The sequence below is a fragment of the Streptomyces sp. NPDC096048 genome, from assembly GCF_044763415.1.
In the GTDB taxonomy this organism is placed as follows: Bacteria; Actinomycetota; Actinomycetes; order Streptomycetales; family Streptomycetaceae; genus Streptomyces.
The window spans coordinates 405,140-420,269 of the sequence record NZ_JBIWGG010000009.1; the positions used below are offsets into that span (position 1 = coordinate 405,140).

Genomic DNA, 15,130 nt, shown 5'->3' on the forward strand with positions numbered 1-15,130 from the left:
GGCAGTACGCGGACCGGCGGCAGCGGCGCCCGGCACCCGGCGTACGCGCGGACGGTGTCAGTGCCGGTGTACGGCGACGAAGCGCACCGGCGTCCCCGGTGGCGTCTGGGCCGCCGCCGGGAGGTCTGCGGTGCGGACCACGCCGATGACCGGGTAGCCGCCGGTCGTCGGATGGTCGGCCAGGAACACGACCGGTCTGCCGTCGGGCGGCACCTGAACCGCGCCCAGCACCATGCCCTCGCTGGGGAGTTCGCCCGCGCGGGCGCGTTGCAGTGCCGGTCCGTCCATGCGCAGCCCGATGCGGTTGCTCGCGGGCGACACCCGGTACGCGCGGGAGGTGAACGTCCGTACCGCCTCGGGCGTGAACCAGTCGGCGCGCGGGCCCGGCGTCACCCGCAGGACCAGTTCCGCCGGGGGCGCCGGCTGCGGGGCGACGTCCACGCGCACGTGCTGCCCGCACGGCCGCCCCAGGGGCAGCACCGTGCCGTCCGTGAGGGGCGGTGGCCCGAGGCCGGACAGCAGGTCGGTGGAGCGGCTGCCGAGGACCGGTTCGACGAGGATGCCGCCGGAGACGGCCACATAGCTGCGGACGCCCGAGTCGGCCGCCCCGACGTTCAGCAGCGCACCGGCCGGCACGTCGACCGGCGCCCCCCAGGGCACCGGCCGTCCGTCCACCGTCACGGAGCAGGGCGCGCCGCCGACCGCCACCGTCACCGCGCAACGCGGACGCACGGCGCAGCCGGTGAGCGTGGTCTCCAGGACGGCGGCGTCGGGCGGGCATCCGACGAGCCGGAGGACCAGCGCGGCCGCGGGCGCGTCGAGTGCCCCGGAGCGGGGGACGCCGAGGTGCGCGTGTCCGGGGCGGCCCCGGTCCTGCACGGTGGTCAGGGCCCCGGCCCGGACGACGGCGAGCGCACGGTCCGTCATGAACCCCCCTGATGCTCGTGCAGGTGCCCGCGGGCGACGAACCGCACGCGCGTGCCCGGCGACAGCAGCGCCGCCGGCACGCGTGTGTGGTCCCACAGCACGGCGTCCGTGGTGCCGATCAACTGCCAGCCGCCCGGCGACGAGCGCGGATACACGCCGGTGTACGGACCCGCCAGTGCCACCGAACCGGCCGGCACGGCCGTGCGCGGAGTGTTCCGGCGCGGGACGTCGTAGCGCGCGGGCAGACCGGTGAGGTAGCCGAACCCGGGCGCGAACCCGCAGAAGGCGACGCGGAACTCGGTACCCGCGTGAACACGGCCCACCTCGTCCTCCGCCACGCCCCAGTGCGCGGCGACGTCGGCCAGGTCCGGACCGTCGTAGCGGACCGGGATCTCGACGACGTGCCCCGCGCGCGGGGGAGCGGACGGCACCTCGGCGGCGGCAAGTTCGGACGCCAGCCGGGCCGGGTCGGCGAGGTCGTCGAGGAGGACGGTGCGGGCCGCGGGGACGATCTCCCGGGCCGCGAGGGTGCCCTCCGCGCGGCGCCGCAGCAGCTCCGCGTGCAGTGCCTCGGCCTCCTCGCCCGAGGAGACCTCGACGAGCAGGGCGTGGTCGCCGACCGGCAGGACGTTCATGCGAAGGCCTCCACACGGACGCCCGACGCCTCCAGTCGCTGCCGGACCCGGCGGGCCAGTTCCACCGCGCCGGGCGTGTCGCCGTGCACGCACAGGGAACGGGCCCGGACCTCGACACGTGCCCCGGAGCGGGCGGTGACCGAGCCGGAGACGGCCAGGCCCACCGAGCGCTCCACGACGGCGTCCGGATCGGCGACCACGGCACCCTCCCGCCCGCGCGGCACGAGCGTGCCCTCGTCGGTGTACGCGCGGTCGGCGAACGCCTCCGTGACGACCGGCAGCCCGGCCCGGCCGGCCAGCTCCAGCACGCGTGAGCCGGGCAGCCCGAGCACGGGCAGCGCGCCGCCCGCGAGGAGCACACCGTCGACCACCGCCGCGGCCTGCTCCGCGTCCCGCACCACCCGGTTGTACAGGGCACCGTGCGGCTTGACGTAGGCCACGCGGGAACCGGCCGCGCGCGCGAACACCTCCAGGGCGCCGATCTGGTAGGCCACCTCGGCCGCCAGCTCGGCGGGCGGCACGTCCATCGCGCGCCGCCCGAAACCGGCCAGGTCCCGGTAGGAGACCTGGGCGCCGATCGTCACGCCCCGCTCGGCCGCCAGCTCGCACACCCGCCGCATGGTGACCGGATCACCAGCGTGGAAGCCGCAGGCCACGTTGGCGCTGGTGACGACCGAGAGCAGGCCCTCGTCGTCGGTGAGCCGCCAGCGGCCGAAACCCTCGCCGAGGTCGGCGTTGAGGTCGATCGAGGTCATGTCTCCAGTGTCTCCGGTTTCCGGCCTGTGTCGGGACATCCCGGGATCAGGCCACGCGGTACCGCTCGTCCCGTGCGTCGGTGAGGAACATCTGCCCCGGCGCGTGGGTGAGGGCGAAGGGCGGACGCGAGGCCATGACCGCCGCCTGCGGGGTCACCCCGCACGCCCAGAACACCGGGATGTCGTCCGGCCCGGCGTCCACCGGGTCGCCGAAATCCGGCCGGTCCAGATCGTCGACGCCGAGCGCCGACGGGTCCCCGCAGTGCACCGGGCTGCCGTGCACGGCGGGGAGCAGGCTGGTCTCGCGGATCGCCGCCGACAGGTGAGCGGGCGGCACCGGGCGCATGGACACCACCATCGGCCCGCGCAGCCGCCCGGCCGGACGACACTGCCGCGTGGTGACGTACATCGGGACGTTGCGCCCCTGCTCGACATGGCGGATCGGGACGCCGGCCGCGGTCAGCGCCCACTCGAAGGTGAAGCTGCAGCCGATCAGGAACGACACCAGGTCGTCCCGCCAGTGCGCGCGTACGTCCGTCGGCTCGTCCACCAGCTCGCCGTCCCGCCACACCCGGTAGCGCGGCAGATCGGTGCGCAGGTCGGCGTCGTCGGCGAGCGCGGTGGTCCAGGACCCGGCGTCCGTGACGTCGAGGACCGGGCAGGGCTTCGGGTTGCGGGTGCAGAACAGCAGCATGTCGTACGCCCAGTCGGCGGGCACCGAGATCAGGTTGGCCTGGGTGTGGCCGGCCGCGACCCCGGCCGTGGGGCCGGTGAGCCCTTCCCGGAAGCGGGAGCGGGCCGTTCTCGGGCTCCACGCGCGCGCGTGTTCGTCGACGAGGGCGATCGGCCGGTCCCCGGTCGCGTGGTGCGAGCGCTTCATGCCAGCTCCCTTCCGCGCGTCTCGGGCAGCCCCAGCAGAGCCAGCGCCGCGATGCCGTAGCCGATGGCGCCGAAGACCAGCGCGCCACCCACGCCCCAGCTGTCGGCCAGGAAGCCGACCGTGGTCGGGAACACGGCGCCCACGGCGCGTCCGGTGTTGTACGTGAAGCCCTGGCCGGCGCCGCGCACGGCCGTCGGATACAGCTCGCTCAGGTACGAACCGAAGCCGCTGAAGATCGCCGACATGCAGAAGCCGAGCGGGAAACCGAGTACCAGGAGCAGGGTGTTGGCGCCGCTGGGGATGTTCGCGTACGCCAGGATGCACAGCGCCGACAGCAGCGCGAAGAGCCAGATGTTGCGCTTGCGGCCCAGCCGGTCGGTGAGATAGCCGCCGGTGAGGTAGCCGATGAAGGCACCCGAGATGAGGAAGGTCAGATAGCCGCCGGTGCCGACGACCGACAGGTCGCGCTCGTCCTTCAGGTACGTCGGCACCCAGGTGGCGAGGGTGTAGTAGCCGCCCTGGACGCCGGTGGAGAGCAGGCTCGCCCAGAGCGTGACGCGCAGCAGGCCCGGCGAGTCGGCCGTGCCCGGCTTGAAGATCGCCGCGAACGAGCCTTTTCCCGCGCCTTTCCCGCGGGCCTCGGCGGCCTTGGGCGCGTCGTGGACACTGCGCCGCACCCAGACCACGAGCAGCGCGGGCAGCGCGCCGGTCCAGAACATGACGCGCCAGGCCAGATCGTCGCCGACCAGCGAGAACACCAGCGTGTACACGACCACGGCGAGCGCCCAGCCCACGGCCCAGGAGCTCTGGATCACGCCGAGGGTACGGCCCCGGTGCTTGGCGCTCGCGTACTCGGCGACCAGGATCGCGCCGACCGCCCACTCGCCGCCGAAGCCCAGACCCTGCAGGGCGCGGAAGACCAGCAGCGTCTCGTAGTTGGGCGCGAAGCCGCAGGCCACCGTGAAGACGGCGTACGTGATCACGGTGAGCAGCAGGGCCTTGACCCGGCCGACGCGGTCCGCCAGGACGCCCGCGAGGGCGCCGCCGACCGCCGAGACGACCAGCGTGACCGTCGTCAGCAGACCGGTCTGGCCGCTGTCCAGGCCGAAGTACGCGGCCAGCGCGACCATGGTCAGCGGCAGCGTGAAGTAGTCGTACGAGTCGAGCGCGTAGCCGCCGAACGCGCCGCCGAAGGCGCGGCGGCCCCGCGGGCCGAGGGCGCGCAGCCAGCCGAACGGGCCGCTGTCCGAGGCGTGTTCACCCGCGCCGGTGGGAGGGGCCTCGGCGGACAGGGCCTGCGGTGGAGGGGTTGTGCTCATGGGCACCTCGCAGTGGGAGGACGGAGGGTGCTTGTCGAGAGTGAGCCGGTCGGTGCGGCGGCGTGGGTGGGGGGGAGGGGGGGAGCGGACGCCGTGTCGTCACTTCATGGCACCGTAGAGGATCGTTCAACGATCCCTCAATACCCATGTTGTTTCGTTCTGGTATCTGCGATTGAATTCCGGGCATGGCAGAGCAGTTGACGGGACTGGCCGACGACCGCGCCCTCCTCGGGCGGACCAGCACCGCCGAGCGGGTCTCGGACATCCTCAGGAGCCGGATCGCCGAGGGCTACTTCCCGCCCGGGACCCGCCTGTCGGAGGACAGCATCGGCGGCGCGCTCGGCGTCTCCCGGAACACACTGCGCGAGTCGTTCCGGCTGCTCACCCACGAACGCCTGCTCATCCACGAGCTGAACCGCGGCGTCTTCGTCCGGGTCCTGACCGTCGAGGACGTCGAGGACATCTACCGCACCCGCGCCCTCGTCGAGTGCGCCGTCGTCCGGGGCCTCGGAGAGCCGCCGTACGGCCTGGACGGACTCGCCGGGGCCGTCGAGGACGGGCGGCGGTCGGCCCGCGAAGGTGACTGGAAAGGTGTGGGTACGGCCAACATCCACTTCCACCGGGAACTGGTGGCCCTCGCCGGCAGCGAACGCACCGACGAGCTGATGCGCAGCGTCTTCGCCGAACTGCGCCTCGCCTTCCACGTCGTGGACGACCCGAGGCGCCTGCACGAGCCGTACATCGCACGGAACGCGGAGATCCTCGCGGCCCTGGAGACCGGCGAGCGGGAGACGGCGGAGCGGCTGCTCGCGGTCTACCTCGAGAACTCGCTGAAGCGCGTCGTGGAGGTCTACCTGCGGCGGGTCGGCGACGAGGGATAGACCACCGCGGGCGGGACCGCGAATCGACGGGCGACAGGCCACCGCGGGCGGGACCGAGAGATCAGGGCGGGCCGCCCGCGACGCCTGTCGCGTCGGGGTCCATCTGCGTCGTTTGGGTCGTTGTCAGACCGAGGACCTAGTCTGTGCACCGTGACTTCGCCTGCATCGACGGACAGCGCTCCGCCCCAGCTCAGCGCGGGGCCGCGCCCCGCCCCGGGCCCGGCCGCCGACGAGGGGCTGGCGCGGCGGCTGCGCGCGCTCGCCTGCACGGCGCCGCTGCACGACCTCGACGCACGCAAGGCCAACCTCGCGGGTGAGTACTCGGTGTACGGCATGGCGGAGGTCGCCCTCTCCGCCATCGACCTCGTCACGCTGAACATGGACTTCGACACGGGTGCCGACCACGACCAGATCGTGGCCCGGCTGATCCCGCGCGTCGCGGCCCAGGCCCCCGCGCGGCCGGCCGCCGAGCACGAGCGGGTGGCCCGCTGGGTCCTGGAGAACCTGATCAACGTCGGCAGCGTCGACCGCGGCTTCCGCGCGGTGTACGGCACTTTCGGGCCGGACGGCACCTATGTGCGCCGCGACTACGACTTCAAGCTGTTGGAGGAGGTCCCGGGCCCCGGCGGCACCGTCTACCTCCGCACCACCGACGAGGCGGTCAACGTCCTCGTCGGCGCCCTGGACACCGACGTCACCAGCGCCCAGATCGCCGCCGAGGTCAAGCTGGAGGTGCTGATCAGCCGCGGCCGGCTCGCCGACGCCCAGCTCGCCGCCGAGCAGGCCCGGTACCGGACCGTGCAGTACTCGGAGACCCTGCGCAGGGCCCTGGACGCCACCCGGCGCAACGTCCGCGCGGTGGACTGGCTCACCGCCGTCCCCGACATGATCGCCGAAGCCCTGGACCACGTCGCCGACCGGTACCGCCACGAGAACGCGATCCTCACCAACATCCGCAAGGCGCGCGACGAGTCCGAGGACCCCGAGCACAAGCGCCGCGCGGCCGAGCTCGTCGACATCGTCAAGGACTGCATCCGCCGCCACACCCAGCTCCAGTCCCGCCTCCTGGAGGCAGGCCCGCTCTTCCGCGCCGAACAGGACCGGCAGGCCTTCGCCACCCCCCTGACGACCTCGGGCCTGGACCTGTACGGCCATCTCGTCGCCCCCGTCCTGCCGCTGCCCGTGGAGCGGGCACTCCGCGTGACCGACGCCTTCTTCGCCCGCGGCACCGGTATGCGCACACCCGTCTCCGTCCGGGTCGGCGACCTCGTCGACATACTCCTGACCCCGCCCGTGGAGCGGGAACACCTGGGCGCCGAGATGCCGGAGCCCGACCTGATCGCCACCCCGGACGACAGCCGCTTCAGCGAGGAGCAGCTCGCGGCGGCCATGGAACTGCTCGACCTGCCGCACGACGCCCCGCGGCGGCTGTCGGGGCTGCTGGCCGACGCCCGCGCCCGCGACGCGGAACTGCCGTATCTCGTCGCCCTGCTGGCCGTCCACGCGGCCAGCCCGCCCGTCGGCACCGCATACCGCCAGGGCGAACCGAAGCTCTTGTTCGCCGTGGACGACGGCACCGAACTGGACGACCCCGAGTTCGGCGGCGCCGACCTCATCGTCGGCACAGCGTTGCTGGACGCGGCCGGGATGGCCGCGGACCGCACGGAGGCGGCATGACCGGCTCCCACGACCTCGCCCCCGAGCACCTGCAACAGCGGCAGCACCAGCACCAGCACAGCAAGGAGTACCGACCGTGACCGAGCACGTCGACCGGAGCGAACCGGAGGCGGGTGCCGCACCGGCCACCGCGGCCGTCACGCCCGCCGACGCCGCCGACGCGGCGCGGCTCGTCGCCTTCGGCCTCCAGCCCAAACTGCTGCCCGCGCGCGACCAGGAGTACGCCGACCTGCTGCGCCGCTACCGCGAGGACCCGCCCTTCGCCCGGCTCGCCGACGCCGTGGCGGCCGGCCTCGGGCTGATCGTCCTGGAGGTGTCCCCGCGCGCGGGGATGGCCGTGACCGCCGCAGAGGACTCGGTGTTCGCCGTCCGCATGGGCGACTACGCGCGTCGTGCCGCCACCGACTCCGGCGACCGCTTCCTGCACGGACTGGCCCACCTCGCCGTCGCCGCCATGGCCTACCCGCGCCCCGAGGACCTCGCCGACGACGGCTACATCGGCCGTGTCACGGTCAACGGAGTGGACGCCTTCGTCCGCCAGGCCTGCCGACGACTGGAGGAGCGGGCCGAGGAACAGGGCGAGAACACCGACCCGGCCACCGACGCCCCGGGCCTGGAGTCCGCCTGGCGGATCTGGGTCAGACGCAGCGCGACCGGCGCCACCAAGGACGCGCGCAGACTCCCCGGCTCCACCACCGGCATCGTCGGCAAGGCCGCCGCCTTCCTCACCGAGTCCGGCTTCCTCCAGCGCACCGGCGACGACAACGGCGGCACCTACCGCACGACGGCCCGCTACCAGCTCCAGGTGCGCGACATGGCGGGCAGCGCCGCCATGGCCGAGCTGCTGGACCTGGGTGTCGTCCCGGTGACCGACGGCACGGCGACACTGCTGCCCGCCGACGAGACGGAGGACCTGGAGCTGGTCGCCGACGCCGGACTGCCGTTCCACTCCTCCTGACACCGCCCACGCCCCGCACCCCACTTTCACGAAGACTTACGAGAGTCCGCCATGTACGAGCTGTCCAGGGTCCGCCTCTACTCCATCGGACCCGCCGGTGCGCGCTACGCCGACACCGTGCTTGACCTGCGCGGTGTGGGCGAGCCCGTGCCCGACCCCGCGCCCGCGCAGGCGGAGTTCTTCGAGGAGGAGCCCGTCGGCCCGCCGCGCCGGCCCGCGCCCGCCGGCGTGCTGTTCCTGGAGAACGGCGGCGGCAAGTCCGTCCTGCTCAAGCTGATCTTCTCGGTGATGCTGCCGGGCCACCGCAACACCCTGGGCGGCGCCAGCTCCGGCGTGCTGCGCAAGTTCCTGCTCGCCGACGACTGCGGACACGTGGCGCTGGAGTGGCAGCACGTGCAGACCGGCGAGTGCGTCGTCGTCGGCAAGGCCAGCGAGTGGCGTGGCCGCCAGGTCTCGGGCGACCCGCGGAAGTTCGCCGAGGCCTGGTACTCCTTCCGGCCCGGCCCGGGGCTGACCCTGGACAACCTGCCCGTCGCCGAGGCCAACGCCGTACGCCCGCCCGTCGAGGGCGTCTCCGGCGCCCAGGGCAGGCGCCGCACCATGAAGGGCTTCCGGGACGCCATCACCGAGGCCGGCAAGGCCTACCCGCACCTGGAGGTGCACTGGGAGGAGATCCACGACCGCTGGATCGAGCACCTCGGCGACCTGGGCCTGGACCCCGAACTCTTTCGCTACCAGCGCGAGATGAACGCCGACGAAGGCGAGGCGGCCGGCCTCTTCGCGGTCAAGAAGGACTCCGACTTCACCGACCTGCTGCTGCGCGCCGTCACCGACACCCGCGACACCGACGGACTCGCCGACCTGGTCAGCGGCTTCGGCAACAAGCTCGGCCGGCGCGCCGAACTGATCGCCGAACGCGACTTCACCGCCGGGTCCGTCGACCTCCTCGGCCGGATCGTCGAGGCCGCCGACGCCCGCACCCGCGCGCGCGACATCCACACCGCCGCCGAACGCCGGACCAGGACCCTGGCCCGCCGGCTCTCCGCCCGCGGCGCCCAGGAGCGGGTCCGGGCCGGCGATCTCGCCCAGCGGGTCACCGCCGCCGCCTACGCCGTCACGCACGCCGAGTCGGCCCGGGACCGCAGCTCCCTCATCGCCGCCGAACTCGCCTACCGGCACGCCTCCCTGGCCCTGACCGGGGCCGAGAAGTCGGCCGCCGCGCAGAAGCGTGAACTCGCCGACGCGCGCACCCTGCACTCCGCCTGGCAGGCCGCCGAGGCCGTCCTGCGCCACCGCGCCGCCGCCGACCGCGTCGCCCGCGTGTCCGCCGCCATCCAGGAGGCCGAACGGGACGCGGCGCCCGCGCTCGCCGCCCGCGCCAAGGCCGCCGTCGAACTCGTCCGCGCCCTGCACGCGGCGGCCGGGAAGGCCGAGCACCACGCCAACGAGGAGGAAGCGCGGTCCGCCTCCCTCCAGGAGGTCAGCGACGCCGCCCACCGGGACTCCACCACCGCGGCCACCGAGGCGCAGCGCGCCCGCAGCGAGGCCGGGCATCTGCGCCAGCGCCTCACCGAGGTCGAGCAGGAGACCGCCGAGGCGGTCCGCGCCGGCTGGCTCGACGACAGCACGCCCGACGCCGATCCCGCCCGCGCCGCCCTCGCGGCCAGCGACGCCGAGAAGACGACCGTCGCGGCCTGGGACACGGCCCGTGAGGCGGCACGCCGGGCCACGGAGAACGCGCGCGAGGCCGCCGCCGCGGAGAGCCGCGCCGAACTGACGGCGGCCCGCGCGGCGGACGCGGCCACCGCGGCCGAGCGCGCCCACGCGGCCGAGCACCGCACGGCCGAGGCCCTGACAGCCGAGGAACGGCTCGCCGAACTGCTCGGCCTGGCCGCCGAGCCCCGGCCCGGCATCCCCCAGCCCCGCCAGAACGCGGACCGCGACGAGCGAACCGTCGTTCCCAGGTCCTCGGAGGGGGCGCTGACCCCCGAAGAACTCGACCGCTTCGCCGACGAACTGCGCGAGCTGCTCGACGACACCGTCTCCTCCGCCGAACGCCAGCTGTTCGACCTGCGCACCGCCGCCGCCGACGACTCCCGCATCCTCGGCGCCCTCGGCGACGGCGGACTGCTGCCGCCCGGCCCGGACGTACTGGCCACCGTGGAGTTCCTCGGCGAACACGGCATCCCCGCCCTGCCCGGCTGGCGCTACCTCGCGCAGGCCGTCGACCCCGCCGACCACGCGCGCGTGCTGGCCGCCCGTCCCGAACTGGTCGACGGCGTGATCATCACCGACCCCGACTCGCACACCCGCGCCCGGGACGTCCTCGGCGACGCCGCCCTGCTGCCGCGTTCCGCCGTCGCCGTCGGCACGGCCGCCGCCCTGCTCGCGCCCACCCCGGCGCCGGACTCCGACACCGACACCGGCGATGTATTCCTCGTACCGCCGAACCCCGCCATGCACGACGAGCACGCCGCCGACGAGGAGCGGCACGCGCTGCGCGCACGGGCGACGGAGCGGGACGAGGAGATCCGCACGCTCGCCGCCCGGCTCGGCAAGGACCGGGAGCTGGCGGCCCGGCTCGCCTCCTGGCGCACCGGCTGCCCCGCCGGCCGCCTCGCCGAGCTGGCCCGGACCGCCCAGGAGGCACGCGCCTTCGCCGAGGAGGCCGAGGCCGAGCTGACCGAGGCGCGGACCGCGCGGGCCGAGGCCGACGAGAGCGCCGCCGAGGCCGTGAGGATGCGGGACGAGCGGCAGGAGGCCGCACAGAAGGCCCGCCGCGCCGCCGACGCCCTCGCCGGACTCGCCTTCCGGCTGCGCGAGCGCGCCGGCTGGCAGGCCAAGCTCCGCGAACTGGCCGACGAGGGCGCCGAGGCGGAGGCCCGCGCACAGGCCTGCCTGGAACGCGCCCGCGCCGCCGACGAGGACCGCCGCGCCGCCCAGCGGGCCGCCGACGACGCCCGCCGCACCGCCCGCACGCTGCGCGCCGAGCGCTCCGAGATCGCCGGCGCCCCCGACGACGTACCCTCCGAAGCACCCGAGAACGGCACGGACGAGCCGAAGGCGTCCCTGCCCGCCCTCCGCGAGGCCTACCGTGCCGCCTCCCAGCTCTACGAGCAGGTCGGCGTCGGCACCGACCTGCGCGCCGAGCAGGCCCGCGCGGAGAGCGACGAGAGCGCGGCCCGCGCCGAGCTGGACCGGCTCAGCAACAAGGTCCGCACCCGGGCCGGGCAGTTGCTGGAGTCGCCCGACGGCTCCGACGGCCCCTCCCGGCAGGCTGCGGCCGCCCGCGCCGAGGAACTGGTGCAGCTCCTGGAGACCCGCATGTCGCACGCGAGCGAACAGCTCGGCCGGCTGCGCGGCGAGGCCGAACGGCACGCGCCCGAGGACGGGGACGCCCACACCGAACTCCCCGAGGACCTCCTCCCGCGCGACGCCGAACACGCCCAGACGCTGCTGCGCACGGCGACCGCCGAACTCGCCTCCCGCACCGAGGCACTGACCCAGGCCCGCGCCGCCCACGCCGAACTGCTCGACACCCACCGCGCCGCCGAGGACGCGGCCGGCGGATTCGACGAGATCGCCGCCATGCTCCGCGACCTGCTGCGCGAGCACACGCCCGAGGAGGAGCAGGAGGAGCCCGAGCCCTACCCGGGCGGCCTAGAGGAGGCCCGCCGGTCCGCCGCCGAGGCCCGCCGGTCGCTGCGTGGCTGCGCCGCCGACCTGTCCGCCGCCGAGGCAGCCGTACGCGAGGCGAGCGACGTCCTCGTCCGGCACGCCAACTCCACCCGCTACGAACAGGTGCGCACCCCCGCCCGCCAGCAGATCCGCGAGCTGCCCGCCTCCGCGCTGCCCGAGCACGCGGGCGCATGGGCGGACGCCTTCGCGCCCCGCCTCCGGGTCCTGACCGACGAACTGGCCCAGCTGGAGCGCAACCGCGACTCGATCGTGGACCGGCTGCGCGGCCTGGTCGAGTCGGCCCTCGCCACCCTCCGCTCCGCCCAGCGGCTCTCCCGGCTTCCGGAGGGCCTCGGAGAATGGTCGGGGCAGGAGTTCCTGCGCATCCGCTTCGAGGAACCCGACCAGGCCACGCTCACCGAGCGGCTCGGCGAGGTCGTCGACGAGGCCACCCGCGCGGCCGTCAAGAAGAACTCCGACCTGCGCCGCGACGGCATGTCCCTGCTGCTGCGCGGCGTCGCCGCCGCCCTCCAGCCGAAGGGCGTCGCCGTCGAGATCCTCAAGCCCGACGCCGTACTGCGCGCCGAGCGCGTCCCCGTCGGCCAGATGGGCGATGTCTTCTCCGGTGGCCAGCTGCTCACCGCGGCCATCGCCCTGTACTGCACGATGGCCGCGCTGCGCAGCAACGACCGGGGGCGCGACCGGCACCGCCACGCCGGCACCCTGTTCCTCGACAACCCCATCGGTCGCGCGAACGCCACCTATCTGCTGGAGCTCCAGCGGGCCGTGTCCAACGCCCTCGGCGTCCAGCTCCTGTACACCACAGGCCTGTTCGACACGACCGCGCTCGCCGAGTTCCCGCTGGTCATCCGGCTGCGCAACGACGCCGACCTCAGGGCCGGCCTCAAGTACATCAGCGTGGAGGAACACCTGAGGCCGGGACTGCCCCAGCCGGTCCCGGCCGCCGAGGGCGAGGGCGAGGCGGTGCACAGCGAGATCACGGCGACGCGCATGTTCAAGCGCCCCGCGCAGTCACCGGCCTAGGAGGAGTCGGCAGGACCGGGGTCAGCAGGACCGGAGTCGGCAGTGCCGGGGCCAGGGCCGTCACCGAGCCGTTCCAACAGCCACTCGTGGAAGATCCCGATGTGGTGCTCGGTCGGCACCAGGACGCCGCCCGCTCGGTAGGCCCGGGACGACATCGCCGGCTGGGTCCGCTCGCAGGCCGCGAAGTCCTGCGTGTTGACCCGGTGGAACAGCTCCACGGACCGCGACAGATTCGCCCCCGAGGCCACCACGTCCGGTGCGTACAGCCAGTCGCACTCGACGACCGTGCGGTCCTCGGCGAGCGGGAACATGCGGTGCAGGATCACGTGGTCCGGTACCAGGTTGACGAAGACCGTCGGCTTGACGGTGACGGCGTAGTAGCGGCGGTCCTGGTCCTCCGCCACCCCGGGCAGCCTGCCGAAGCCCTCGCTGCCGTCGACCGTGAACCCCTTCACCTCCTCGCCGAACTCGGCGCCGTGGCCGACGTAGTACTGGGCCGCGTAACCGTCGGCGAACTCCGGCAGCACGTCGGTGAGTTCGGGGTGGATGGTCGCGCAGTGGTAGCACTCCATGAAGTTCTCGACGATCAGCTTCCAGTTGGCGCGCACGTCGTAGGTCGTGCGCCGGCCCAGCGCCAGCTGCTCCGTCCCGTACCGCTCGATCGCGGCCGCGTCGCCGAGCCGTTCGACGGCCGCCCCCATCACGGTCTCCTCGAAGGAGGGCGGCGTGTCCGCCAGGCACACCCAGGCGTAGCCGAGCCACTCGCGCAGGGCGACCCCGACCAGGCCGTACGCGGAACGGTCGACGTCCGGCATCTTCGTCAGGTTGGGCGCGGCCACCAGCCTGCCGTCGAGGTCGTACGTCCACGCGTGGTACGGACACTGGAGACCGCGGCGCACCTGCCCGGACTCCTCCGTGCACAGCCGGGCCCCGCGATGCCGGCAGATGTTGAGGAAGGCCCGCAGCTCGCCCGCGCGGGTACGGGTGACCAGCACGCTCTCCCGGCCGACCTGCACGGTGCGGAAGGCACCGGGCCGGTCCAGGTCGGCGCCGCGGACGGCACAGAACCACATCGACTCGAAGACGTGCCGCTGCTCCTGCCGGAAGACCTCCGGGTCGGTGTAGTAGTGGCCCGGCAGGGTCGCGATGAGGCTGGGGGACACGGGGGGCAAGGGAGTCGTCGTCACGTGAGTGCTCCTGATGCGGGCGCGGCGGCGGCGAGACGGGCGGGGTCGAACAGACCGATGGGGTGGGCGGTGCTGCCGGTCAGGGCCAGGTCGGCGAGGATCTCGCCGACGACGGGCACGAACTTGAAGCCGTGTCCGGAGAAGCCGCAGGCCACGGTGACCGAGTCGGGGTGCGCGGGGTGCCGGGCGATGACGAAGTGTTCGTCCGCTGTGGTGGTGTACATGCAGGTCGCGGCCTTGAGGAAGGTTCCGGGCAGATCCGGGATGCGGCCGGACATGTGATCGGCCATCGCCTCGACCTCGTGGTCGTAAACCGTCCGGTCGATGGTCTCCGGGGTGGTGGCCCGCCCCTTGCGGAAGAAGGCGACCTTGGCACCCATGTCGGGGCCGTCGATGGCCGGGAAGCCGTACACCTGGACGCCGGCCGCGTCCTCCCAGACGTAGATCGGCTGGTTGGCGGGGAGGAAGGGGCGGGTGCCGTTCGTCGGCTGGAACCAGTACATGACCTGCCGCTCGACCGTGAAGGACACGCCCAGGTCCGTCAGCAGTCGCGGTGCCCAGGCGCCCGGGCAGATCACCAGTCGGGAGGCGGTGTAGGTGTTCTCGGCGGTGTGCACCCGGACACCGTCCCGGTACGGCTCCCAGCGCGTCATCGGCTCGTCGAAGTGCAGGTCGGCGCCCTGCCGGGTGGCGAGCTGGAGGTGGGCGGCGACGGTGTTCTCGGGGCGCAGGAGACCGGCCTTGGCCTCGTACAGCGCGACCTCGTCGGCCGCCGGCGTGAGGGTCGGGAAGCGGCGGCGGATCTCCCGGGCGTCCAGCATCTCGTGCGGCAGGTCCCACTCGCGTGCCGAGCGCAGCGAGCCCGACACGGTCCACGAGTCGGGCCGGCCGACCATCACCCCGCCGCACAGGAGGGCGATGTCCCGGCCGGTGGCCCGCTCCAGGTCCTCGTACAGTTCGTACGCACGCAGGAGGAGGGGCACGTAGGCCGGGTCCTCGAAGTACGACTGCCGGGTGACCCTGGAACCGCCGTGGCTCGAGCCCCGATTGTGCACCGGGCCGAACTTCTCCAGGCCCAGCACGCGCGCGCCCCGTGCGGAGAGGTGGTGCGCGGCGGCGCTGCCCATGCCGCCGAGACCGATGACGATCACGTCGTAGGTGGGGGACAACAGGGGCCTCCTGGGGGCGT

11 protein-coding genes are annotated in these 15,130 nt (G+C 74.0%); 4 read left to right on the forward strand and 7 right to left on the reverse strand.

What is annotated here, in order from left to right; all coding sequences use genetic code 11:
• Positions 1 to 57: 57 nt before the first annotated feature.
• From ACIQ6R_RS26495 to ACIQ6R_RS26515, 5 genes are read right to left on the reverse strand one after another with little or no spacing between them, the layout of a single operon-like run.
• Complete coding sequence (locus ACIQ6R_RS26495) at positions 58 to 927, reverse strand: biotin-dependent carboxyltransferase family protein (protein ID WP_404179201.1); 870 nt, start codon at positions 925 to 927, stop codon at positions 58 to 60.
• Positions 924 to 1,562 carry an allophanate hydrolase subunit 1 gene (locus tag ACIQ6R_RS26500; protein WP_404223806.1) on the reverse strand — a complete coding sequence of 213 codons (639 nt, stop codon included), beginning with the start codon at positions 1,560 to 1,562 and terminating at the stop codon, positions 924 to 926. The genes ACIQ6R_RS26495 and ACIQ6R_RS26500 overlap by 4 nt, the downstream gene beginning before the upstream one ends.
• On the reverse strand, positions 1,559 to 2,317 hold the full coding sequence (locus ACIQ6R_RS26505; protein WP_404223809.1) for a LamB/YcsF family protein: 759 nt from the start codon (positions 2,315 to 2,317) through the stop codon (positions 1,559 to 1,561). Before ACIQ6R_RS26505 ends, ACIQ6R_RS26500 begins: the two co-directional genes overlap by 4 nt.
• Positions 2,318 to 2,363: 46 nt before the next feature.
• Positions 2,364 to 3,197 (reverse strand): putative hydro-lyase, encoded by an 834-nt coding sequence (locus tag ACIQ6R_RS26510; RefSeq protein ID WP_404223810.1) that lies wholly within the window; start codon positions 3,195 to 3,197, stop codon positions 2,364 to 2,366.
• Positions 3,194 to 4,516 (reverse strand): MFS transporter, encoded by a 1,323-nt coding sequence (locus ACIQ6R_RS26515; protein ID WP_404223812.1) that lies wholly within the window; start codon positions 4,514 to 4,516, stop codon positions 3,194 to 3,196. The genes ACIQ6R_RS26510 and ACIQ6R_RS26515 overlap by 4 nt, the downstream gene beginning before the upstream one ends.
• A 185-nt stretch (positions 4,517 to 4,701) precedes the next feature.
• On the opposite strand from ACIQ6R_RS26515, the gene ACIQ6R_RS26520 reads away from it, so the two are divergent.
• The 4 genes from ACIQ6R_RS26520 (at position 4,702) to ACIQ6R_RS26535 (ending at position 12,754) form a co-directional block, all read left to right on the forward strand.
• Positions 4,702 to 5,397 (forward strand): GntR family transcriptional regulator, encoded by a 696-nt coding sequence (locus tag ACIQ6R_RS26520; RefSeq protein ID WP_375916848.1) that lies wholly within the window; start codon positions 4,702 to 4,704, stop codon positions 5,395 to 5,397.
• Between the two features lie 150 nt (positions 5,398 to 5,547).
• The gene (locus ACIQ6R_RS26525) at positions 5,548 to 7,074 is read left to right on the forward strand and encodes a hypothetical protein (protein WP_404179185.1); all 1,527 of its coding nucleotides are present in this window, start codon (positions 5,548 to 5,550) and stop codon (positions 7,072 to 7,074) included.
• 76 nt (positions 7,075 to 7,150) lie between these two features.
• Positions 7,151 to 8,032: a hypothetical protein gene (locus ACIQ6R_RS26530; RefSeq protein ID WP_375916842.1), complete on the forward strand. Its 882-nt coding sequence runs from the start codon at positions 7,151 to 7,153 to the stop codon at positions 8,030 to 8,032.
• A gap of 51 nt (positions 8,033 to 8,083) precedes the next feature.
• The gene (locus ACIQ6R_RS26535) at positions 8,084 to 12,754 is read left to right on the forward strand and encodes a hypothetical protein (protein WP_404223815.1); all 4,671 of its coding nucleotides are present in this window, start codon (positions 8,084 to 8,086) and stop codon (positions 12,752 to 12,754) included.
• Here the strand turns inward: ACIQ6R_RS26535 and ACIQ6R_RS26540 are convergent.
• Positions 12,751 to 13,941, reverse strand: coding sequence for an aromatic ring-hydroxylating dioxygenase subunit alpha (locus ACIQ6R_RS26540; RefSeq protein WP_404223817.1), 1,191 nt, complete (start codon positions 13,939 to 13,941; stop codon positions 12,751 to 12,753). The genes ACIQ6R_RS26535 and ACIQ6R_RS26540 overlap by 4 nt on opposite strands.
• Positions 13,938 to 15,110: an N-methyl-L-tryptophan oxidase gene (solA, locus tag ACIQ6R_RS26545; RefSeq protein WP_404179176.1), complete on the reverse strand. Its 1,173-nt coding sequence runs from the start codon at positions 15,108 to 15,110 to the stop codon at positions 13,938 to 13,940. The genes ACIQ6R_RS26540 and solA overlap by 4 nt, the downstream gene beginning before the upstream one ends.
• Between the last annotated feature and the right edge of the window lie 20 nt (positions 15,111 to 15,130).

What these genes read in the sequence shown, in the direction of transcription:
- ACIQ6R_RS26495 (WP_404179201.1), bottom strand. Translation starts at nt 927, where the DNA reads ATGACGGACCGTGCGCTCGCCGTCGTCCGGGCCGGGGCCCTGACCACC.
- ACIQ6R_RS26500 (WP_404223806.1), bottom strand. Translation starts at nt 1,562, where the DNA reads ATGAACGTCCTGCCGGTCGGCGACCACGCCCTGCTCGTCGAGGTCTCC.
- ACIQ6R_RS26505 (WP_404223809.1), bottom strand. Translation starts at nt 2,317, where the DNA reads ATGACCTCGATCGACCTCAACGCCGACCTCGGCGAGGGTTTCGGCCGC.
- ACIQ6R_RS26510 (WP_404223810.1), bottom strand. Translation starts at nt 3,197, where the DNA reads ATGAAGCGCTCGCACCACGCGACCGGGGACCGGCCGATCGCCCTCGTC.
- ACIQ6R_RS26515 (WP_404223812.1), bottom strand. Translation starts at nt 4,516, where the DNA reads ATGAGCACAACCCCTCCACCGCAGGCCCTGTCCGCCGAGGCCCCTCCC.
- ACIQ6R_RS26520 (WP_375916848.1), top strand. Translation starts at nt 4,702, where the DNA reads ATGGCAGAGCAGTTGACGGGACTGGCCGACGACCGCGCCCTCCTCGGG.
- ACIQ6R_RS26535 (WP_404223815.1), top strand. Translation starts at nt 8,084, where the DNA reads ATGTACGAGCTGTCCAGGGTCCGCCTCTACTCCATCGGACCCGCCGGT.